Origin of the sequence: Helicobacter apodemus, from assembly GCF_003097575.1 — a bacterium.
Taxonomy (GTDB): domain Bacteria; phylum Campylobacterota; class Campylobacteria; order Campylobacterales; family Helicobacteraceae; genus Helicobacter_D; species Helicobacter_D apodemus.
The window spans coordinates 1,088,803-1,110,344 of sequence record NZ_CP021886.1 but is presented as its reverse complement, the minus strand read 5'-3'; the positions used below and the strand labels follow the sequence as shown (position 1 = coordinate 1,110,344).

Annotated in this window: 21 protein-coding genes; 5 read left to right on the top strand and 16 right to left on the bottom strand. The window is 33.1% G+C overall.

Annotation, left to right across the window (positions count from 1 at the left end; genetic code table 11):
• The 7 genes from kdsB to CDV25_RS05420 all read right to left on the bottom strand — a co-directional run bounded on the left by kdsB (position 1) and on the right by CDV25_RS05420 (position 6,882).
• On the bottom strand, positions 1-732 hold the full coding sequence (kdsB, locus tag CDV25_RS05450) for a 3-deoxy-manno-octulosonate cytidylyltransferase (RefSeq protein WP_108911090.1): 732 nt from the start codon (positions 730-732) through the stop codon (positions 1-3).
• A 78-nt stretch (positions 733-810) separates the two neighbouring features.
• Positions 811-1,863 (bottom strand): NAD-dependent epimerase, encoded by a 1,053-nt coding sequence (locus tag CDV25_RS05445; RefSeq protein WP_108911089.1) that lies wholly within the window; start codon positions 1,861-1,863, stop codon positions 811-813.
• A 12-nt stretch (positions 1,864-1,875) separates the two neighbouring features.
• On the bottom strand, positions 1,876-2,985 hold the full coding sequence (locus CDV25_RS05440) for a pyridoxal-phosphate-dependent aminotransferase family protein (RefSeq protein WP_108911088.1): 1,110 nt from the start codon (positions 2,983-2,985) through the stop codon (positions 1,876-1,878).
• Positions 2,986-3,036: 51 nt separating this feature from the next.
• Positions 3,037-3,843 carry a polysaccharide deacetylase family protein gene (locus CDV25_RS05435; protein ID WP_034552301.1) on the bottom strand — a complete coding sequence of 269 codons (807 nt, stop codon included), beginning with the start codon at positions 3,841-3,843 and terminating at the stop codon, positions 3,037-3,039.
• Positions 3,844-3,909: 66 nt separating this feature from the next.
• The gene (locus CDV25_RS05430; protein WP_108911087.1) at positions 3,910-5,025 is read right to left on the bottom strand and encodes a TRAP transporter substrate-binding protein; all 1,116 of its coding nucleotides are present in this window, start codon (positions 5,023-5,025) and stop codon (positions 3,910-3,912) included.
• A gap of 9 nt (positions 5,026-5,034) precedes the next feature.
• Positions 5,035-6,360 (bottom strand): TRAP transporter large permease, encoded by a 1,326-nt coding sequence (locus CDV25_RS05425; protein ID WP_108911086.1) that lies wholly within the window; start codon positions 6,358-6,360, stop codon positions 5,035-5,037.
• Positions 6,361-6,375: 15 nt separating this feature from the next.
• Positions 6,376-6,882 (bottom strand): TRAP transporter small permease subunit, encoded by a 507-nt coding sequence (locus CDV25_RS05420; RefSeq protein ID WP_108911085.1) that lies wholly within the window; start codon positions 6,880-6,882, stop codon positions 6,376-6,378.
• Between the two features lie 161 nt (positions 6,883-7,043).
• On the opposite strand from CDV25_RS05420, the gene CDV25_RS05415 reads away from it, so the two are divergent.
• The 5 genes from CDV25_RS05415 (at position 7,044) to CDV25_RS10555 (ending at position 11,290) form a co-directional block, all read left to right on the top strand.
• Positions 7,044-8,879, top strand: a complete 1,836-nt coding sequence (locus CDV25_RS05415; protein ID WP_108911084.1) for a menaquinone biosynthesis decarboxylase — start codon at positions 7,044-7,046, stop codon at positions 8,877-8,879.
• Between the two features lie 87 nt (positions 8,880-8,966).
• Entirely contained in the window at positions 8,967-9,521 is a 555-nt protein-coding gene (locus CDV25_RS05410; protein WP_108911083.1) for a hypothetical protein, read from the top strand.
• Entirely contained in the window at positions 9,518-10,360 is an 843-nt protein-coding gene (locus CDV25_RS05405) for a CvfB family protein (protein ID WP_239056314.1), read from the top strand. The genes CDV25_RS05410 and CDV25_RS05405 overlap by 4 nt, the downstream gene beginning before the upstream one ends.
• Before the next feature lie 133 nt (positions 10,361-10,493).
• On the top strand, positions 10,494-10,784 hold the full coding sequence (locus tag CDV25_RS10560) for a hypothetical protein (RefSeq protein ID WP_239056313.1): 291 nt from the start codon (positions 10,494-10,496) through the stop codon (positions 10,782-10,784).
• On the top strand, positions 10,769-11,290 hold the full coding sequence (locus tag CDV25_RS10555; protein WP_349771113.1) for an FkbM family methyltransferase: 522 nt from the start codon (positions 10,769-10,771) through the stop codon (positions 11,288-11,290). The genes CDV25_RS10560 and CDV25_RS10555 overlap by 16 nt, the downstream gene beginning before the upstream one ends.
• 1,151 nt (positions 11,291-12,441) lie before the next feature.
• On the opposite strand, the gene ligA is transcribed toward CDV25_RS10555, so the two are convergent.
• The 9 genes from ligA to CDV25_RS05355 form a co-directional block, all read right to left on the bottom strand.
• Positions 12,442-14,388 carry an NAD-dependent DNA ligase LigA gene (gene ligA / locus CDV25_RS05395; protein WP_108911082.1) on the bottom strand — a complete coding sequence of 649 codons (1,947 nt, stop codon included), beginning with the start codon at positions 14,386-14,388 and terminating at the stop codon, positions 12,442-12,444.
• Positions 14,388-14,870, bottom strand: a complete 483-nt coding sequence (luxS, locus tag CDV25_RS05390) for an S-ribosylhomocysteine lyase (protein ID WP_108911081.1) — start codon at positions 14,868-14,870, stop codon at positions 14,388-14,390. The genes ligA and luxS overlap by 1 nt, the downstream gene beginning before the upstream one ends.
• Positions 14,871-14,936: 66 nt before the next feature.
• A complete protein-coding gene (gene mutY / locus CDV25_RS05385; RefSeq protein ID WP_432805893.1) occupies positions 14,937-15,902 on the bottom strand; it encodes an A/G-specific adenine glycosylase in 966 nt (321 codons plus the stop codon).
• Positions 15,903-16,162: 260 nt separating this feature from the next.
• A complete protein-coding gene (locus CDV25_RS05380) occupies positions 16,163-16,651 on the bottom strand; it encodes an HIT family protein (protein ID WP_108911079.1) in 489 nt (162 codons plus the stop codon).
• 21 nt (positions 16,652-16,672) lie between these two features.
• Positions 16,673-18,133 carry a Mur ligase family protein gene (locus CDV25_RS05375; RefSeq protein WP_204161832.1) on the bottom strand — a complete coding sequence of 487 codons (1,461 nt, stop codon included), beginning with the start codon at positions 18,131-18,133 and terminating at the stop codon, positions 16,673-16,675.
• Positions 18,134-18,209: 76 nt separating this feature from the next.
• Positions 18,210-18,905, bottom strand: coding sequence for an EstV family lipase (gene estV / locus CDV25_RS05370; protein WP_239056312.1), 696 nt, complete (start codon positions 18,903-18,905; stop codon positions 18,210-18,212).
• A 32-nt stretch (positions 18,906-18,937) separates the two neighbouring features.
• The gene (locus tag CDV25_RS05365) at positions 18,938-19,972 is read right to left on the bottom strand and encodes a D-alanine--D-alanine ligase (RefSeq protein ID WP_108911076.1); all 1,035 of its coding nucleotides are present in this window, start codon (positions 19,970-19,972) and stop codon (positions 18,938-18,940) included.
• 40 nt (positions 19,973-20,012) lie between these two features.
• Positions 20,013-21,089 carry an alanine racemase gene (locus CDV25_RS05360; protein ID WP_108911075.1) on the bottom strand — a complete coding sequence of 359 codons (1,077 nt, stop codon included), beginning with the start codon at positions 21,087-21,089 and terminating at the stop codon, positions 20,013-20,015.
• Between the two features lie 23 nt (positions 21,090-21,112).
• Positions 21,113-21,427 carry a c-type cytochrome gene (locus tag CDV25_RS05355; protein ID WP_034552268.1) on the bottom strand — a complete coding sequence of 105 codons (315 nt, stop codon included), beginning with the start codon at positions 21,425-21,427 and terminating at the stop codon, positions 21,113-21,115.
• Positions 21,428-21,542 lie beyond the last annotated feature (115 nt).

Below are 21,542 nucleotides of genomic sequence, written 5' to 3'. Positions count from 1 at the left end.
TTATAAATATTTTTCTATCTTTTTTAAATCCTCTGGAGTATCAATACCAAAAGATCTGCTTTTAACCTTTGCTATTATAATGCACTTTCCATACTCTAAAGCCCTTAACTGCTCGAGTTTTTCTATCTCCTCTAAGGTAGATTTTGGGAGCTTACAAAACTCTTGCAAACTCTTCCCGCTAAAGGCATAAATACCTAAATGCCCCCAATAGCTATTTGTGCTATTAGCTATTTTATCCTCCCTATCATAAGGGATAGGAGAGCGTGAAAAATAAAGTGCCTCATTAGCAGCATTTATAACCACTTTAACAAGATTACAATCTTTTGCTTCTTCTTTGCTAATAGCTTTAGCGCAACTCCCCATAAAGGGTAATTCTCCACTCTCTTTAGCTTTTTTTGCCATAAGATTCTTTAAACTTTGTATCACTTCTTTTTCGATAAAGGGTTCATCACCTTGTAAATTAATAATCATTTCATCCTCAGCTAATCCTAAGATTCTAGCACACTCAGCAATCCTATCTGTTCCACTCTCATGATTTTTAGCGGTTAAAATAGCTTCAAACCCATAATCTTTACAAACCTCTCTTACCGCTTCTTCATCAGTTGCAATCACAACCCTATCGACTTCTTGAGCAATCTTTGCTACACGAATAACCATAGGGATTCCCCCAATGGGGATTAAAACCTTATTAGGAAAGCGGGTAGATTTCAATCTTGCTGGAATAATAATCATAAAAACCTAACATATATTAAGAATTTAAAAGGCGAACTCTAACACACAAAGACTAAAAACAACATAATTTAAGATATTTTAGATTTGATAAAAATCTCTATACCAAGCGACAAAATTGGCTATTCCAACTTTAATAGAAGTGCTAGGCTTATAGCCTAACTCATTGACTAAATCGCTAACATCGGCATAGGTAGCAGGAACATCTCCGGCTTGTAAGGGGAGCATAGTTTTTTTTGCTTCTATTCCAAGCTCCTTTTCTAAAATCTCTATAAAATCCATTAATTTGACAGGATGATTATTGCCTATATTATAAACTTTATAAGGTGCTTTAGAGCTATGGGGGTCTGTATTTTTAGGATTCCAAGTAGAATCTAGCTTAGGTATGTTATCAAGCACTCTAACTACACCCTCTACTATATCATCAATATAAGTAAAATCCCTTAGCATTTCACCATAATTAAAAACATCTATCGCCTCTTGCTTTAAAATAGACTTTGTAAAAAGAAATAATGCCATATCAGGACGCCCCCAAGGACCATAAACCGTAAAAAATCTTAAACCTGTCGTAGGAAGATTAAATAAATAAGAATAAGTATGTGCCATAAGCTCATTACTCTTTTTACTAGCAGCATAAAGACTAATAGGGTGATCGACATTATCGCTGGTGCTAAAAGGCATTTTTTCATTTAATCCATACACCGAAGAGCTAGAAGCATACACTAAATGCTTAATCCCATAATGCCTAGAGCATTCTAAAATATTTAGAAAACCTACAATGTTGCTTTGGATATAAGCATCGGGATTAAGGAGTGAATAACGCACACCCGCTTGTGCGGCAAGATTACAAACTTTATCAAATGTTTCATTTTCAAAAAGTTTTAAAAGATTTTCTTTATCCTCTAAATTTAACTGGATAAAACGATAGTTTGGGTATTTTTTGCTTTGCACTAAAGTATTATATGCTACTAATTCTTGTGGTATTCCTGCCTTTTGCAATCTGCCATATTTAATTGCTACTTCATAATAATCATTAATACTATCTAAGCCTACAACCTCCTCACCTCTCTCTAAAAGCCTTAATGCTAAAAATGAGCCTATAAACCCCGCACTTCCTGTGATTAAAAATTTCATTTTTCTACTTTATTACATCATTTCATAATACTTTTGCAAAAAGATTTGATTAGCCCTACCATCAAACTTTCTTACCTCCAATCTCTCTAAACTAAGCTCAATAGCATTAATCACCCAAGAAATTTCATTTAAAGCAATAAATCCCATATGATTAATCCTAAAAATCTTGCCCTTTAGATGATCCTGCCCACCTGCTACATTAACCCCAAAGTCATTCTTAAGAATCCTCCTTAAATCTTCACTAGATTCATTAAAAATTGTTGTCATTGCTAAAGCAGGAGTTTTAGGATAAATCCTCAATCCTATTCCCTCCATCGCCGCATTAGTTGCCAAGGCTCTAGCCCTTGTTTGCTGATAAAGTCTGTCTATACCCTTTTCTTGAAGTTTCTCTAAAAATGTATAAAGCCCTATAATAATCGTAGTAGGAGCCGTCCAAGCAGTTGTATTTTTCACTTGATTTTTAAGCTCTGTTTTGAGATTGAAATAAAACCCAATATTCCTTTCCTCAATTTTTGCAATAGCCGCTTGACTAAGCCCAATAATACTCATTCCAGGAGGCAACATAAAAGCCTTTTGTGAGCCACCAATTAAAGCATCTACATAACTTACTTCTAAAGGCTCTACCCCCATAGCAGTAATACCATCTATAATAATCATAATGTTAGGGTTATAGGCTTTAATAGCTTTTGTAATTTCTTCATAAGGATGCCTTAATCCACCCGCACTTTCACACACTTGCATACAAAATGCGTCAATATCGGGATTGTCTTTTAATACTTGCAAAATAGATTCTAAACTTACAGGGGTATCCCACTCATTTTTAATTTCTATTAAAGGGATATTAAAAGCTTTAGCAATCTTTCCAAAACGTTCGCCAAACTTTCCGCTATTAACGCTTAAGAGCTTTTTTGCACAAAGAGAAGTTACACACGCTTCCATCGCTCCACTTCCAGAGCTTGCAAGCATTAAAACTTCACGCATTTTAAGAATCTTTTTTAAACCTGCTCTTACTTTAGCAAAAAGGGATTCAAACTCTGAAGTTCGATGATGGATGGTAGGCTCACTCATAGCCATACGCATAAATTCCGGGATAGGGGTTGGACCGGGGGTGAAAAGCAACATATAAAACTCCTAAAACTCAAATTATCAAATTATAACAACTTACAACTTTAATTAGAAACTTCCCCTTGATTTTCTAGCCTTAAGTTTTGATTTTAAACTCCCTAAAATTGGGGTTGAATAAATAAAGAGCTTTGTATTTAACCGCTTTAGATAATCCCTCTCCCCTCTTTTAGCAGATGCACTAGAGATACAAATCCGTTTTATAGCAAAATTATCACAAGATTCCACACAAGCACCTCCTTCTATAGTAGAAAAAGCAAAAGAATATCCACACTCTCTTAAAGTCTCCTGGGACAAGGCATTAAATTTTCCACGGGGATAACAAAAACCAAAAATATCTTTTTGCGGAAAAAGCTCTGCTACTTTATTCTTAGAAGTAGTCAATTCAAACTCTAAAGTTTCCTTATCTTGTGTATTACAATTATAATGTGACGCGGTATGACTATCAAAAGCCATCCATTCCCTCATAGCAAAAATTTCTTCAGCGGTTAAAAAATATTCTATATCGGCAGTATAATCAATGGTTTTATGGGGCTTAAAAACAGGCTCTTTTTGCCTTTTTTCTACAATAGTATTAGTGATTAAAAAACAAACCGATGGAATTTTTAGCTCCTTTAAAACAGGAAATCCATACTTATAAACATCAAAATAACCATCATCAATACTTAAAAGCACTTGTTTTTTCAAAGGATTCTTTTTAGATTGCAAAATCTCTATGAATTGCGCATAAGAAATGAAGTTATAGCCCTTTTGCTTAATATTTATAAGAGCTTTACCTAATAATTGTGGGCTTACACTCAACCAATCCTCAAAGGGATGAATATGGTGAAGGGTGAGAATACAAATGGGATAATTCATAATTTTTCCTTTTCCAAAATTTAATGCAATGAAGCTAAACTTTTATTTAACCTAAATCTTAATTCCCTACCCTCTAATCTCTAAATAAGCCCTTAAACTATCCCTTGTCCAAGTTTCTTGCTCTCTTTGAAAGCTTTGATAACTTTGTAAAACTCTTTTAAAATCTGGATTCTTTGTGCTTTCCTCATCAAGCACTTGCACTAAAGTCTTTTTAAAGCCTTGTATTATCTCTGGAGAGAATGTCCTAACCTTTACCCCTTGATTTTGTAATCTCTCCATTGCCTTTGCATTATAAAACTGCCCCATAGCCGTCATTTGTAAATGTGCTTCTTTACTCGCAAATTCTAAAATATTTTGCACTTCTTTAGGATAGCTCTCCCATTTTTGTTTATTAAAGACAAATTCTGTAATAGAACCCGCTTCTTGCCAAGGCGTATAATAATAAGGTGCTACTTTATGAATATCAAGTTTCTCATCAAAAGCAGGAGAGACCCATTCTGCTGCGTCTAAAACTCCCCTTTCTAAATTAGGAACAATTTCTGCACCCGGTGTGCTTTTAGGTGCTGCCCCAAGTTTAGCTAAAATCTGTCCTGCTACTCCTACCATACGAATCCTTAAACCCTCAAAATCTTTTAAGGTATTCATCTCCTTTTTATACCAACCCGCCATTTGGATACTTGTTGCACCCCCTAAAAGAGGATAAAGATTATATTTCCCTGCAATCTCTCTCCACAAATCCATACCCTCTCCATATAAATACCAAGCATTAATTTCACTATCAATCATACCAAAGGGAATACCCGAGAAAAGATTAAATGCTGTATTTTTTCCCTCCCAATAATAAGGAGCGGAATGATACGCATCAATTTGCCCACTACTGACTGCATCAAAGACTCCAAGTGCGGGGACAAGCTTACCTGCTGGGAAAATCTCTATTTGTATAGAACCCTCACTTAATGTGCTAACCACCTTAGTATAATGTTTTACTATATCTGATAATATCGGCAAAGTAAGCGACCAACTCATCGCAAGGGAGATTTTTATATTAGCTTTTTTAGCAGATTCTACACCACCTGTATTCTCTCCTTGCTTTACCTTATCTTTACAACCTACTAATGCTACGACACCCGCAACACCCACTGCACCCAAAGTAGTTTTTTTGATAAAATCGCGTCTTTTCATAATATCTCCTTAAAAAATAAATTGTAAAATTTTGCCCCAATCTTCACTATTTAAGGTAAGGTTTGGAAATAAAAACATCACCGCTAAGATTAAAAGCTGCAGCAAGATAAAGGGTAAAACCCCCTTATAAATTGCATTAATCTTAATACACTCTCCCACTGCAGACTTTAAAAAGAAAATAGAAAACCCAAAAGGAGGCGTTAAAAAACTTGTTTGCAAATTAATTGCCACAAGCAAAGCAAACCATAGCATATTAATTTGATAATGCATAGCAATTCCTGCTAAAATGGGTAAAATAATATAGCAAATCTCAAAAAAATCAATAAAAAAACCTAAAATAAAAATAACCAGCATAGCAACAAGCACAAAATATAAAGGGGAGTCCAAATACACTAAGAAAAACTCCAAAATTATGCTATCTCCCCCTAAAGTGTTAAACACAAGCGTAAAACAATTCGCACCAATTAAAATAGCAAATACCATACCACAAAAAAGTATCGTCTCTCTCCCTGCAATATGGAGCAAATTAAGATCTAATCGCCCCTGCAAAAGTGCTAAGATTAAAGCCCCTATGACCCCTAAAGCAGCAGCTGCGGTTGGCTCTATCAATCCGCCTAAAATACTCCCTAAAACAAGAATAATTAAAACAATAGGTGGAATAACTGCCTTAAGCGTTTCTAGGGCTAAAGATTTAATATTACTAGAATCTTCACTAGCGGGTGCAAAATGAGGGAGAAAGAAAACAACACCCAAAACAAAGAAAATATAAGCACCTATTAGCAAAATACTAGGCAAAATAGCAGCAGCAAATAAATCCCGCACACTTAATTGCAAAACATCAGCTAAAATAATAAGGATAATAGAGGGAGGAACAATCTGTCCTAATGTCCCACTTGCAGCAACTACACCAGAGAGAAAACTCTTATTATATTGTGCTTTTACCATCACAGGAACTGCAATAACCCCCATCATTACAACCGTAGCACCAACAATACCAGTACTAGCAGCTAATAAAGCCCCTACAATAATCACTCCAATAGCAGCCCCTCCACCAAGTGAGCCAAAAAACTTTGCGATAGAACCTATAAGTCGCTCTGCAATTCCGCTACGCTCTAGTATCATTCCCATAAGGATAAATAAAGGGATACTCATCAAAGTGGTATTGTTAAAAATCCCCTCTAAACGATTAGGCAAAAAGGATAAAATATAAGGATTATTTTCAAAAAACACTAAATAGCTACCAACAATTAATCCACTAGAGCCAAAGGCAAAAGCAACAGGCACACCAAGGATTAATAAAATAATACTAGAAATAATAAGGGCGAATAATTCCATTTTAGATTTATTCCTTTAAGTCTTTTGTTTGTTATGCAGCAAACAACAAAAGGTTTTTAAAGATTCTCCAATGCTTTGTAAAGCCAATAAAATAAACCCCACTACCACAAAAGATTTAAAAATAAAATAATAGGGTATCTTGCCATTAGGCGAAGATTCACCAATGGAATAAGAGTGCATCATAAAATCAAAACTATATTTTGCAATCACTAAAGAAAAAGGTAGAATAAAGCATATATTAATAAGCAACCAGCTGATATTTTTTAGGTTTTTAGGATATTTTAGCAAATCTAAACGCACATGCCTATCTTCTTTTAGTGTATAAGAAAAGGTTAAAAGAATCATCAAAGCAAAGCAATAAAGGCTAAAATCATCTAATTGGCTATTAACATAAGAAAAATTTAATGCCACCGCTAAAGCAAAAACTAATAAACAAAGAATCCATAACAAAAAAATAGAAATCTTTGCCACCATTTCACTAATATTTTCTATACTTTCAACAATCCTTAATAAAATTTGCATTGAATAATCTTTAATGTTTAGAATTTAGCTTTAAAAAACTAAATTATCTCAAAAAATTCAAGAAAATTCAAGAATTGTAAAGAGTGCGAGGATAAAATCAAGACCTTTTTATAAATTTGGTAAAATACCCCTATAATAATTCAAAGAGTAAGGAATACCTAATGCGACAAACTATTGATTTACTAAAAGCGCATAATGAAATAAAAATCATAACAGAACCTTTAGATATTCATTTAGAAATTCCTCATTTAGCCTATTTAGAAGTCAAGAAAAAAGATTCTAAAGCCTTACTTTTCACCAATCCTATCCATAAAGAAAAAAATATTCATTTTAAAACACCCGTTTTAATGAATCTTTTTGGAAGTTTCAAAAGGGTAGAATTACTCATTGGGGATACGCAAAAAATCGCAGAGGATATTGCATATCTCCTAAGGTTAAAACCCCCCAAAGACTTTAAAACGGCTTTAAAACTCCTCCCAAAACTGCTTAATTTGCGTTTTTTAGCCCCCAAGATTCTCAAAGAAAAAGGACTTTGTCAAGCCCTCATCCAAAGAGGCAATGTAATAGATTTACAATCCCTGCCTATTTTAAAAACATGGGAGGAAGATGGGGGTGCTTTTATCACTATGGGGCAGTGCTACACACAAAGCCTTGATGGGAATGTTAAAAATCTTGGAATGTATCGTTTGCAAGTTTATGATAAGAATCATTTAGGTTTGCATTGGCAACTCCATAAAGATTCTATGAATTTATTGCAAACCTATAAAGAAGCAAAACAAAAAATGCCCGTTAGCATTGCCATAGGTGGAGACCCTCTTTATACTTGGTGCGCTACTGCCCCTTTGCCTTATGGTTTATTTGAACTTATGCTTTATGGATTTATACGCAAGAAAAAGCCACAAATGGTAAAATGCCTAAGTAATGACTTATATGTCCCTTATGATTGTGATTATGTAATAGAAGGCTTTGTTGAGCCTGATACCTTAAGGGATGAGGGCAAATTTGGAGACCATACTGGATTTTACACACCTATTGAACCCTATCCTGTGCTAAAGGTAGAGGCTATAACCTCTAAAGTCAATCCTATCTATCTAGCGACCGTTGTAGGTAAGCCTCCCTTAGAGGATAAATACCTAGGTTACCCCACAGAGAGAATCTTTTTGCCACTCTTGCAGACAACAACTCCTGATTTAATAGATTATTATATGCCAGAAAATGGGGTATTTCATAATCTCATCCTAGCGAAAATTAAAGCACGTTTTCAAGGACAAGCCCAACAAAGTATGCACGCATTTTGGGGAGTTGGACAAATGAGCTTTGTTAAACACGCCCTCTTTGTAGGAGAGGATGCTCCCTCTTTAAAAGAAGAGGCTATTATCCCCTATATCCTTAATCGCTTCAAAGTTGAAAATTGTCTTATTACAGAGGGAATTTGTGATGTGCTAGACCACGCTTGCAGTGAATATGCTTATGGGGGTAAATTAGGTATTGATTGCACAGGAGAGGAAGTGCAAAAGTCCTTGGAAATATTAAGTGATAAATCACTACAAGAGCTATTAAATCCCCTCTTTAAAAATATCAAACATTTAAAACAATTTTATACTTCCACCAAAAACCCCATTACCCTAATTAGTATCGATAAAAAGACAAGCTTGCAAACAGCTTTTAAGAAAAATATCCCCAAAATACTTAATCAACATTTAAGTATAGGCATTTTCTTAGACTACCAAAAAAACGACTTGGATAATCTGTATATGATTCTTTGGAGAGTAGTTAATAATATTGATGCTAAAAGGGATATAAAAATTATTCACTCAATGATTTTTATTGACGCAACTGATAAGAATAGTAAAGATGGTTACACCAAAGAGTGGCCAAAAGAAACAGATTGCTCTCAAAAAGTTTTAAAATCTCTTCAAAAAAAAGGCTTATTAGAGGATATTAAAGATTTAGAGGCATTTTATAAAAAATTCCATATTGATAAATCCTATGCGTAAAAGTTAAGAAATTCTTTTAAAGATTGTTAAAACTTCCTTAACAATTTTGAGGCATAATCCCATCATTTCACTTAAAGGCTTCAATCAATGAATGAGACTATGAAAGAATCCCGAAAAGATTGGATTAAAAACCTAAAAGCACAAATTGTCAATTTGCGTTTATTGGATAAAAACGACAAAGAGATTAAAAAACAAACCAACAAAGAATTTACACAACATTGCACTTTTATCGAATTGTGTGTGCAAAAAATATTTATGGTGCTACTGCTTGCTTTTGTTCTCTTTGGTGTGCATATTAGTTATGCCATCTTAATGTGGGAGATGAATATTTATGAATTTAGCACAAGCTTTTCACCCTATATTTCTATGCTTATATTTGCATCTATTAGCATACTTTTATTAGGTGTTTTTGCTTTTTGGTTTAGTTTTTTTGTGGATTGGCTAAAATATTATAAAATTATCAATGATGCCTTAGATGAGCATTTTTATCTAAAACTTTCTAAAGCTTTATTGATCTTAACCTTCATAGGATTTATTATCTTTATGATTATGATTTTTGTGGTAGGTTGGCGTATTTCAGAAATATACCAAATACCGCTAGGAAGAAGTTTATTTGATACTTTCATGGAGATAATAGATTGATAAAAATAGGCACTCTACAAAAACTTAAAATTTGCAAATTTAGCAAAGCTGGTGCTTATTTGCAACATTACAATCAAGAAATTTTGCTACCTAATAAATATCTCTTAGATACTTTAAACATTGGTGATGAAGTGGAGGTTTTTTTATATCACGATTCAGAGGATAGACCTATTGCTACTACTTTAAAACCCAAAGCACTCAAAGGAGAAATCGCCATTCTCACAATAAAGGATAAAAATAACTTTGGTTGTTTTTTAGAATTGGGTATCGCAAAAGATTTATTTATGCCCTCTTCTAAGCCACAAAATTTCACTTTAGGGACTAAAATAGCAGTTTTTATAGACACTGATAAAGAAAATCGCTTAATCGCTAAATATAATCTTAAACCTTATTTAAAAAACTTCAAACCCCCCTATCCTCTTAACACCTCTGATAAAGTCAAGATTATTCCCTTTAGGGAAACTCCTTTAGGCTATGAATGTATTATTAATAAAACTTATTTAGGGCTTTTATATAAAAATGAAATTTTTGAAAGCCCAAATCTTTTTGAAGAAAAAGAAGCCTTTATCAAAAAAATCTATCCTAATGGCAAATGCGATTTATGGCTAAAAAATCCTAAAGAAAAAGTAAATATTCAAAAAGACTGCCAAAAAGTTTTAGAAGCCCTTAAACAACATCAAGGAATCTTACCCCTTCATTATGATAGCCCACCACAAGAAATTACAAAACTTTGCTTCTTAAGCAAAAAAGCCTTTAAAAAAGTTCTTACACAACTTCTTAAAGAAGAAAAAATCCTTTTATACCCTAAAAAATATATCCAGCTACAAACATCAAAATAATTCCTTCAATATTTATTCCTCTATTTAAGGCTATACACTCTTAACACAAAGGGCAAGTTTCACTCCTTTTTAAGTCTAATTTTAAGCAAGTGTTATAAAATCTTTTCATCAAACCCTAGTTAAAAGGACAAAAATGCAAAATATTCAAAGACCTCTTCCCTTTATTTTAGCCTCTACCAACACAGGGGCTATGATAGTAAATTACCTCGATAGAAATGAAAATGCCTATGGTGCTTATGGCGTAGGCTACCAATACCTACAAACTGCAAGTTTTGATGCCCTAGAAGTGGGCAATGTGATAGAGCTTTTAAAGCTTAGGAAGCAGTATTTTAAAGAAGGGGTTTTTGCCCTTGATTGTGGTGCAAATATAGGTGCCCATACCATTGCTTGGTCTATTGCTACAACTAGCTGGGGGGGGGCTTAGCTTTTGAGGCACAAGAGAGAATTTATTATGCCTTAGCGGGGAATCTCGCCTTAAATAATTGCTTTAATTTTCGTGCGTTAAATGTAGCCCTTGGTTGTCCCAAGAAAAAAGGAGAATTTCTAGAAATACCTATGCTTGATTATACTAAACCCTCTTCTTTTGGAAGCCTTGAATTAAAATTTGATGAAAAAAATGAATTTATAGGGCAAACCATCAATAAAGACAACACGCAAAAAGTGCCATTAATTAGCATTGATTCGCTAAAGCTTGAAAGAATAGATTTCATCAAAATTGATGTAGAAAGAATGGAAATGGAAGTTTTAAAAGGAGGGGCAAAAAGCATAGAAAAATTTTGCCCTATTTTGCTAATAGAAATCATTAAGTCAAACCAAAATGAAATCCAAGAATTTTTACAAAATTTAGGGTATGAAATTTTTTCTATGGGTATAAATATACTCGCTATCCACAAACAAGATCCTTGCATTAAACATATCAAACAAAGCTAAGTATGAATAATTTTTACCCATAAAGAATTTATTAAAGATTTAAAATTCTACTACTTAAGATAAGTTTCCATCTCAATTAACACCTACACAATGACCTGGCTTAATATTTTCTTAATTTCTTGTGTATTTATAGATATGCTTAAAGGTGAAACATGAAGTTATTAGGATTTTGATAATTATCATTTAGTGAAGTAGGGTGATTCTAATAATCACCTAAATTTGAGACAAATCCTAAGGATAAGTTTTGCTTTTTTGGGCAAATCACAAAAAGTGCGATTTGTTGGTTAGATTTTACTTGATTCTTCTTGCAATAGTTAGTTAGATACACAAAAACATAATAAAAGAAACCAATAAGGAAGAAACTACATTGAATATTTTAAAGCGCAATAGAGAAACAATAATCAACAACAAACGAGTTAATTTATTGTTCCTAAAATAGGCAATTATTAGGTTATAGGTGTGATTTACAAATTCAAAAACTCATCAAATTTATTTTTAGTTGTTGTGAAAATTATTTATACCTACAACCGCAAGGGTAATATTTAATTCCCTATCAACACGCTCAACAAAACCAAAACAATAAACCCTAAGAAAAATAGTAAATGTGGGATTGTTTAATATCCATATAGAATTACTTAATACCTAATATGGATATAATTACAAAATTCGTTATAATTGTTGGTATTTTCCTTGTGAGTTATCCATATAAAAATTGCAACAAAAAATACCCAAACAAATACCTTAAAGACAGAATATCATATTTTTGAAAAATTACAGCAGAAAAAATCCATAAGCGAAAAAGTAAGTAAATCATTTACAAAAGCAAAAGAGTAGTAGTTTAACGAGTTAAATTTGGTGTGTTTGTATGCATTAAAAGGCTATTCTACAACAAAATATTTTCTCTTAATACGGGAAAGCCAACATTATCAATGCACAAAATACTTCTAATCTCCCCGCACAAAGCTTAGAAATTAAAATCTCAAAAGAGATTGTAGATATAAAGCCTTTTTTCTTGTCTTTGCTCAATAATTGAAACCCTTATTGCTCTAAAAGAAATGTTATTAACTCCAAGACACAACTATTTAGCTATTAAAACATAAACACTTCTTACTTATGGCATATATAGGCTTGATGGTAAATGGGGCAGTAAATTAGCCTTTTGATAATAGCTCAAACTCCCTCTCATTGAGAATTTTTACTCCTAACTCCTGTGCTTTTATTAGTTTAGAACCTGCCTCTTCACCACAGAGTAAAAAATCTGTTTTTTTAGAAACACTACTGCTAACTTTTGCACCAAGAGATTCTAAAATCTCTTGGTAATATTCTCGCCTTTGTGAGAGTGTGCCGGTGATAACAAAAGTCTTTCCGTGAAGTTTTGAATCTGTTTTAATAGCATTTGCATGACTTGGGGTTAGAATCTCAAGAAGCTTTAAAAGCCTTTGCTTATTAACCCTGCAAAACTCTAATAAAGAATTTGCCATCTCCACGCCAAACCCCTCTAATTCAAGAAAATCCTCAAGATTCTTTGTATGAAACTCCACCCCAAAGGCATTAGCTAACTTCTTGCTCGCCCCCTCTCCAATATGTTCAATCCCTAAAGCATTAATTAAACGCCAAAGCTCTACCCCTTTAGTTTGTTTAATAGCCCTTAAGAGATTATCAATCTTTTTTTCCTTAAAGCCCTCTAATCCCTCTAAATCCTTTAAAGTTAGAGAAAAAATATCTTCTAACTTTGTAATCTTTCCCTCATCAAAGAGTAATTCTACAATCCTCTCCCCTAATCCATCAATATTTAGAGCTTTTTTACTCACAAAATGAATAATGGAATTTTTCACCCTTGCCTTACAATTAAGATTTTGGCATTTAATAAGTTTCTCCTCAATTAAAAGCTCACTTCCACAAATGGGGCAATTTTGGGGGATTTTACACTCTCTTTGCGTCCCATCACGCAAATTAGGGAGTGATTTAATAATCTTTGGTATTACATCCCCACTGCGGATAAGAATCACCGTATCGTTAATGCGAATATCTTTTTTCTTGATTTCATCAAAATTATGTAAAGTTGCTCGTGATACCTTTGCCCCCTCTAATTTCACAGGCTCTAAAATAGCCACAGGAGTAACCACTCCTGTCCTACCTACTTGCAAGTCAATATCTAAAACTTTCGTTCTTTTTTCAATTGCTGGAAATTTATAAGCACAAGCAAATCTTGGAGATTTTATCGTAAATCCTAAAGCCTCTTGCAAAGCAATATCATCAAGCCTAATAACCATTCCATCTAAAGTAATAGGATAAGAATCCCTTTTTTTGATTAGAAGCTGATAGGAAGTTTCAATATCTTTAATATCTTCACAAAGTTTAGAAAAGGGGGAGGTAATAAACCCAAAAGAACGAATCTTTTGCATTAGGGCAAAAAAACTCTGTTCTTTAATCTCACAATACCCAACCCCCCAAGGGATAAATTGCAATTTGCGTTTAGCGGTAATTTTATAATCTAATTGTCTTAAACTCCCTGCAGCAGCATTTCTAGGATTTGCAAAGAGATTCTCGCCCTTTTGCAATCGCTCTTGATTAATGTTTTCAAAATCATCTTTAGCAATCACACATTCCCCACGAATCTCAATTTTGTCTTTATAAGGAATACTTAAAGGAATGCTTTTAATAGTCTTTGCATTTTGTGTTACTTCCTCGCCAACAAATCCATCCCCTCTTGTTATTGCCTTTATGAGTAATCCATTCTCATATAAAAGATTTAAACTCGCCCCATCAAATTTAGGATCAACACTAAAGGCAAGATTCTCCCCCTTACCCACTCTTTGTATCCATTCTTGGAGTTCTTGTAAGGTAAAGACATCATCTAAGCTCCACATTCTTTGTATATGGGATGATTTACTAAAAGATTCTAAGATTTTATCCCCAACCCTCTGCGTTGGAGAATCTTGAGCGACTTTTGAAGGATTTTTAGTTTCAAATTCTTTGATTTGGTGATAGAGCTTATCATATTCCTCATCGCTAACTAAAGGGTCATCTAAAACATAATAATGCCTAGCCCATAAATTTAAAGTTTTAATTGCTTCTAAATACTCTTGATAATCCATTATAAATTAAGCTTTAGCGATTCATTATCCATAATGCCGATGCCTTTATTGAGAGTATCTTTTGCTATTGCTTTAGCAGCGTCTAAAGAATGCATTTTATAAGTTCCACATTGTAGCTCATTAGCCTCTGGAATCTCATTAACCTTTAAAACATCTTGCATACTTTCTTCCCACGCCTTTTTGACAGATTGTGAGCTTGGCTTACCAATTAAACTCATATAAAACCCTGTCCTACAACCCATTGGCGAAATATCAATAATCTCGACTTTATCACTATTTAGATGATCCCGCATAAACCCTGCAAAGAGATGCTCTAAAGTATGAATCCCCTCTTGGCTTAAGATCTCACTATTAGGCTTACAAAAACGCAAATCAAAAACACAAACTTCATCTCCACTTGGAGTATGCATAACCTTACCTAACCTCACAGCTGGGGCTGGCATCCTAGTATGATCGACTTTGAAACTATCTAAAAGTGGCATAATATTCCTTTTAATTATTTATTTTTAAAATGCTATAAAAACTTCCCTCATTTTAACTTTAATTTTTTACACTTTCTTTAAAAATTTTAAAATTTTTAAAGTCATACTAGAAATAGGAAGAGTGTCTAAATCTTGCAGATTAAATAAGGTTATATCGTCCTCAAAAACTCCTAAATCCTGCACCTTATACAGGTGTAAGTCCAAAAGATATTTAGTGTAAGAATGTTTTACGATTCCTAATTTTTCCAAAGATTGATGGGATTTTAACAAAGGAAAATTATAGAGATTATAATAAAGCCTCTCTTGACTTTTATAAAGGGCAATTTGAGAATCTTTTTCAAATACGCCTAGATGAAGACTTTTCTTAATGCTCTTAGGAGTCTTTTTAAGATTTAAAGCCTTTAAATCCTCTTTGCCCTTACAAAACTCACTAAGGGGGCACAAAAGACATTTGGGATTAGGGGTGCAAATCAACGCCCCTAAATCTATCAAAGCTTGATTATGATTAAAAGGATTTTCCGTATTTAAAATATTTCTAGCTTCACTCTCTAAAAGGCTTTGAGTAGGATTATACATAGCAAAAAGCCGAATAAGGATTCTTCTAATATTAGAATCTACAAAACTCACAGCCTTATCAAACCCAAAACAAGCCACCGCTCCAGCAGTATAACTACCAATACCCGGGAGGGTTTTTAATAATTCCACGCAATCTGGCAAACACGCATTAAAATCACAAGAGCAAATCCTCGCACATTTTAAGAGATTCCTAGCCCTTGTATAATACCCCATTCCCCTCCATTGTAACAATACTTCCTCCTCACTAGCCTCTGCTAAAGATTCTAAAGTAGGAAATTTTTGCAAAAAGGGAAAATAATAATGCTCTAAGATGGTTTTAACTTGTGTTTGTTGAAGCATAATTTCACTAATTAAAACCCTATAAGGACGATTAGGCATACTCTTATCCCTCCAAGGTAGAGTTTTTCTCCCACATTTTTCATACCATGACAAAAGTTCTGCTTGAAATGAATAAATATCCATACCTATTTAACTCAACCACCTTTTATTTTTATCAACATAAAAGCTTGCACTCAAACAAATCCATACCCTTATTTCCTTTACAAAAACCTATGTATCTCACATCCTACTCTCTTTACAATTTAAGGTAATCTAAAAACGATAATCAAAGCCCTTGTAAAGCTGCCTCATCATCACTTGCATATCCTAATATATTCTAAATAAGATTAACCCCCCCCCTCTAACAAACCCAAGAAGGAATCTTTATCCAAGGGTTTCTAGTTTTCTACAAAATACTTCAAAGACAGCTCTTTAATCCTCCAATAAATCTCCTCAAAATCCACCCCATAGGCTCTACAATCACCAATAGTTGTAAAAAAATTCGTATCGCCAAAAAATCTAGGAATAAGATGCAAATGGATATGCCCTGGAATACCTGCACCGCCTACTTGCTTGATATTCATTCCCATATTAATCCCCTTTGCTCCAAATTCATTAAGTAACCCCACGCCCTTTTGTGCAAATTTTTGCAAATGCAACCAAATATCTTCTTTCAAATCACAAGGGGTATCGGTATGATGATGAGGAATAATAAGAAAATGTCCCGGAACATAAGGGTATTTATTCATCACACAAAATATTTTATCATCACGATAAAAGACTCTATTAGGTATATCAAGATTTTGGTTTGAAATTTGACAAAAAATACATTCCTCTTGACTTTCTTTAAAGTATCCACTCCTCCAAGGTGCATATAAATATTCCATTATCCCTCCATTAAATCCACATTAAATATAACTTGGAGCATCATTAGCAAATAAGATTAAATCTCCGGGTTTTGTTATAGATTTTAAAATCCCTTCAATATTGCTTTTATCTTTTAAAATTACTTTCAGAGGATTAGAAATATTCTCTTGTAAAATCTTTGAATTTAGCTCCCCTGTGATAATAGCAACACTAAAAACACTATTAATAGCCTTAGCTAAAGCGACATTAAATTCTTTATTACTCTCTACCAAACCAGGAGTAACAATAACTTTTCTACCATTATGCAAAGAAGCAAGCCTAATGGCTTCAAGCATACCATCAAGATTCCCATTATAACTATCATCTAAAATAACCTTGTCATTCACAACAATTTTACTTAAGCGATGATTAATAGGCTCTAATTTAGAAATTTGCTTAATAATGCTCTCATTTTTCATACCCAAATCTTTAGCTATAGCAATCACTGCACTAATATTAATAGCATTAAAAGCTCCCAAAACAGGGGTGCTTAGATGCAATTTCTCACCTTGTATTTCTAAATCAAAATCTGTGCCATTTAAAGTTGCTTCTATATTACTAATATTTTGCGGAAAATTTACAATAGGCACAAGACAAATAGTAGGTTGAATATTATCTTTATAAATATACACCCTCTGTAAGCGCCTACTCTCTAAAATCTCATATTTTGCCTTATAAATTGTCTCTATGTTTTTAAAGTATTCAATATGGGCTGCTCCAATCTTGCCTACTACGACAATTTGAGGAGCCACTAAATCAATAATTTCTTGAATATCCCCCAACCCTCTAGCTCCTGCTTCAACAATATAAACATCATTCAAAAGTGAAAGGTTTTGGTTAATATCTGCAATAATACCTGTTAGAGTATTAACACTGCGTGGGGTGGCATAAACTTTAAAAGATTCTTGCAAAACTTGAAACAAAAAATTCTTTAAGCTTGTTTTACCATAACTCCCTGTAATAACAATAATGATTAAATTATGCATACTTTCTAATTTATCTTGAGCGAGTTTCTTATAGCGATTAAGCAAAATTTTCTCTATTACCAAAGAAAGAGCAAGAGATATAGGCAAAGGGAATAAATAAACAATTTGTATAAGAATAGAGGGTTTTGCAATACTCAATAAAAGCAACTCATTAAAAAGAATAAAAATAATATAAAGCCCAAAAAATCGAAGCACTCTCCCTGTAAAAATAAGTTTGTTACTAAGATTGAAAATCCAATACCCAAAAAATATAAGATAAAAATAAATCAAAAGATAAAAATAAATATCATAGGGAAGAAAAATAAAACAAAGAATAGGCAAAACAAAATAAAGTAAATGCCATTTTTGCTTATGATGTTTAAAAATAACGCGTGAAATTTTATAATGATACCATTGTAAATTAGTAATAATGTAATACCCAAGTGCAATAAGAAAAATCCATCTTGTTGTCATAATGAAAAAATCAATATTCTGCACCATTTAATCCTTAAATCTAAAAATTTAGAAATTCTAACAAAATAAAGTTAAAGAATGAATCAATCACTTTATTCTTTTAAGAAAATGCTCCCATAAGGCTAGTTTCAATGGCTTTTGCTTGGGTTAGATAGAAATAATGATCTCCCTGTAGAGTAAAAAAGCTTGAATCTTTGATTAAAGAATGTATTTTCTCTCCTGCATACAAAGGAGTTACCCTATCATCCTCCCCCCAAAAAATCCAAGCTTTATTTTTAAAATGTGCAAATGTTGCTGAAAAATCCTCATCAACGACATTTTTAAAAGTTTGATACATTACCTCTTCCATACCAGCAACATCCTTAGAGCGTAGAAAAACTTTCGTAATATTATGAAAATAGGGAAAATGTTTAAGGATTTTGCTTATCTTAATCTTAGAAGTTACACAAAAAGGCTTAGGTAGCAAAATCCCAGCACTACTTAAAAGAACAAGATTCTTAGGATTTAATAAAGTCGCAATCTTGCCTCCAAAACTATGCCCAAAAATCGCAAAAGGTTCTACCTTTAAAGCCTCTAAAAAAAGTGTTAAAATGGCTTGATAATCTTTAGAAGTAAGCCCAAAAGATGGGAGTGTAGAGTTTCCAAATCCAGGCATATCAATATATAAATGCCGGTATTCTTTAAAGCAATCCTCAAAAGCCTGTTTCATTAAAGCCTTATTTGAACCCCAGCCGTGCAAAAAAACCAATGTTTTAGAAATGTCAAAATTTATAAACTCATAAGAGATACCAAACATTTCACCCCTAAATACTAGTGTCTTTTGTGCCACTATTTACCTTTAGCAAAGTGAATTTTATGCAAAAACTCATAAGAAATTTTAAGATTCTTTTGTATCGGGAGATTTTGTGCAAGATTTTGTAAATCTTTAGAAAAATCGTAGAATAAATAATTTGCCATACTTCCAGGTATGGGATTAATCTCATTTAAATAAATAATAGAATCTTTAAAGAAAAAATCACAACGGATTAAAGCCCCCTCAAAGCAATTCTCATAAATCTTTTTAAAGGCTTCTTGCAAGGATTGTTTTAAAGTCTCATCGATAGCAGCTTCTTTAGCATTTTGTGTGCGTGCAAAATCAAGGTATTTTTTCTCAAAATCTAAAATCTCTTGTTTTTGTGGCTCTTCAATAAAAGAAAAGTGCATACCATCTTTAGCTTTATAACCCGCTAAATTATATTCTTTAATATTCTTAAAAAAGGGTTCAATCAATACTTTCTCATCATATTCAAAAGCCTGTTCTATTGCATATTCTAACTCTGTTTGGTGTTTGGCTATAGCAATACCTAAGGAACTACCAAGCCTTGCAGGTTTTATAATTACAGGATAATCTACCCCATTAAGCGTATCGCCTTTATAGAGAATCTTATAATCTAGAGTTTGTATTCCCCGACTTTTTGCATAAAGCTTAGTAAGCTCTTTATCACAGCTTAATACACAAGCAGGATTCCTAGGTCCAATATAAGGAATATTATAAAATTCCAAAAGTGAGGCAATCACGCCATCTTCACCATCAAAGCCGTGGATAAGATTTAAAATCACAGAAAAATCTAAACACTTCTCACCCCATAGAGTCTTATAAAAAAATCCACCTTCTTTAGGGTAGATTTGTTTTTCTTTTTTATAATCTTTAGAGCTAAAAAGTTTTGATTGCATCTTATTAGAGGGGATAAGATAAAAACGATGATTATCATCTAAAAAAATAAAAAAATGCAAATGTGAAAAAAGTTTTTTTAGAGCAATTGCACTGACAATACTAATTTCATGCTCATAGGTCTTTCCACCAAATAAAAGACAAAGATTCACGACTTTCCTTATGTAGAGATTAATAACGCAATCATACCATTTATATTATCTTTTTGGGTATGCTAGAATGCAAATGCACTAAAATCTCATAAGGAATAGTATTAAAAGCCTCTGCCCATTTCTCTACATTATCAAATACACAAATCTCTTCTTTTTCACTCTCTACACTAAGACAATCCATAGAAGCAGGAGGTAAAATCTTAAAACCCTCTTTGGTATAAAGCTCCATTCCCTCCCTTAAGCGAAAAAGCCCATCCCCATAACCAATATCATAAGTGCTAACTACACAATCCCTACTTAAGACAGAAATTCCTCCATAACCTACCCTCTCTCCCTTTTTAAGCATTCTTGAAGAAATTTTTTTCGCCCAAAGAGAGGCGATAGGCTTCAAATGTATAGGTATATTTAAAATCTCTTCTTGGCATAAATACCCATAAAAAGCGATACCGATACGATAACAATCATCTTGTAAAGATTGAGGAATGCTAAGGTCTTTATTAGCCCTTAATCCAGCTGAAGAGCAAAGAGAGTGAAAGCGAGGCTTAGGTAGGGAGTATTTCTCACAAAGTTTTAAAACTTCTTTTTTAATTGCTAAAAATACAGCATTTTGGGTATAAAACTCACAACCAAAGTTATCCCCAAAACCATTATGGGTAAAGATTCCTACAAGCTGCAATTTGTTTTTAACAATAAGCTCAAAAGCTTCTTTTAAAGAATTATAAGCAATGCCATTACGATTCATCCCTGTATTAATCTTTAGTTCAATCCTACTTAAAGGCGGATAATCCCGCAATTTCTCTAAAGCAGAGATACAAAAATAAATATTAGGAGACTCCAAACATTGTTTAAAAAGAGAGGGATTTTCTAAAGCATTTGGGTATAAAATACTAATATGCGGAAACCAATCAATAACCTCTAACGCCTCTTGAATATTTTTAACAAAACAAGAAATAATTCCACATTTTTTAGCTAAAGTCGCTATTTCTTTTAACCCGTGTCCATAGGCATTATCTTTTAAAACAATACCAAGTTTTTGAGGATTATTAGGGGATATTGCTTGAGAAAGCGTATGAAAATTATCAAAAAAATTCTGTGAATGGATTTGGATATAGGGCATATTGTCCCCAAATAAGGGGAGGATTATTTTTTAGGAAGTTTTGAGATATAGTCTGCTACAGCTTCAATATCCGCATCTGACAATTTCCAGCTTTTCATATTAGCATACATAATTTGCTTTGCACCACCATTATCAGCTGTTCCTGCTGCATATCCGTGAAGCTGTTCAATCAATCTTGCTTTATCCATACCACCAATTGTAACTCCACCTTTGCTTCCAGGGGCTACTTTGTCTCCATTAACCCCGTGACAGGCTATACATTTTTTATAAATATCAGCACCATCAGCTGCCATTAAAAAACCACTTGCCAACACCAAACTTAATAGAACTTTTTTCATAATGTTCTCCTTAATTCTTTTTCAAGATTCAAACCTACTTGTTAGGTTTGAATGCAATCATACACTTTTTGCATAAAAAAATTATTAAATAAAGTCTTTTTTAGGATAGAATTTT

What these genes read in the sequence shown, in the direction of transcription:
- estV (WP_239056312.1), bottom strand. Translation starts at nt 18,905, where the DNA reads ATGTTTGGTATCTCTTATGAGTTTATAAATTTTGACATTTCTAAAACA.
- CDV25_RS05440 (WP_108911088.1), bottom strand. Translation starts at nt 2,985, where the DNA reads ATGTTGCTTTTCACCCCCGGTCCAACCCCTATCCCGGAATTTATGCGT.
- CDV25_RS05430 (WP_108911087.1), bottom strand. Translation starts at nt 5,025, where the DNA reads ATGAAAAGACGCGATTTTATCAAAAAAACTACTTTGGGTGCAGTGGGT.
- ligA (WP_108911082.1), bottom strand. Translation starts at nt 14,388, where the DNA reads ATGGATTATCAAGAGTATTTAGAAGCAATTAAAACTTTAAATTTATGG.
- CDV25_RS10560 (WP_239056313.1), top strand. Translation starts at nt 10,494, where the DNA reads ATGCAAAATATTCAAAGACCTCTTCCCTTTATTTTAGCCTCTACCAAC.
- CDV25_RS05410 (WP_108911083.1), top strand. Translation starts at nt 8,967, where the DNA reads ATGAATGAGACTATGAAAGAATCCCGAAAAGATTGGATTAAAAACCTA.
- kdsB (WP_108911090.1), bottom strand. Translation starts at nt 732, where the DNA reads ATGATTATTATTCCAGCAAGATTGAAATCTACCCGCTTTCCTAATAAG.
- CDV25_RS05435 (WP_034552301.1), bottom strand. Translation starts at nt 3,843, where the DNA reads ATGAATTATCCCATTTGTATTCTCACCCTTCACCATATTCATCCCTTT.
- CDV25_RS05420 (WP_108911085.1), bottom strand. Translation starts at nt 6,882, where the DNA reads ATGCAAATTTTATTAAGGATTGTTGAAAGTATAGAAAATATTAGTGAA.
- CDV25_RS05445 (WP_108911089.1), bottom strand. Translation starts at nt 1,863, where the DNA reads ATGAAATTTTTAATCACAGGAAGTGCGGGGTTTATAGGCTCATTTTTA.
- CDV25_RS05360 (WP_108911075.1), bottom strand. Translation starts at nt 21,089, where the DNA reads ATGCCCTATATCCAAATCCATTCACAGAATTTTTTTGATAATTTTCAT.
- CDV25_RS05415 (WP_108911084.1), top strand. Translation starts at nt 7,044, where the DNA reads ATGCGACAAACTATTGATTTACTAAAAGCGCATAATGAAATAAAAATC.
- CDV25_RS05380 (WP_108911079.1), bottom strand. Translation starts at nt 16,651, where the DNA reads ATGGAATATTTATATGCACCTTGGAGGAGTGGATACTTTAAAGAAAGT.
- CDV25_RS05355 (WP_034552268.1), bottom strand. Translation starts at nt 21,427, where the DNA reads ATGAAAAAAGTTCTATTAAGTTTGGTGTTGGCAAGTGGTTTTTTAATG.
- luxS (WP_108911081.1), bottom strand. Translation starts at nt 14,870, where the DNA reads ATGCCACTTTTAGATAGTTTCAAAGTCGATCATACTAGGATGCCAGCC.
- CDV25_RS05425 (WP_108911086.1), bottom strand. Translation starts at nt 6,360, where the DNA reads ATGGAATTATTCGCCCTTATTATTTCTAGTATTATTTTATTAATCCTT.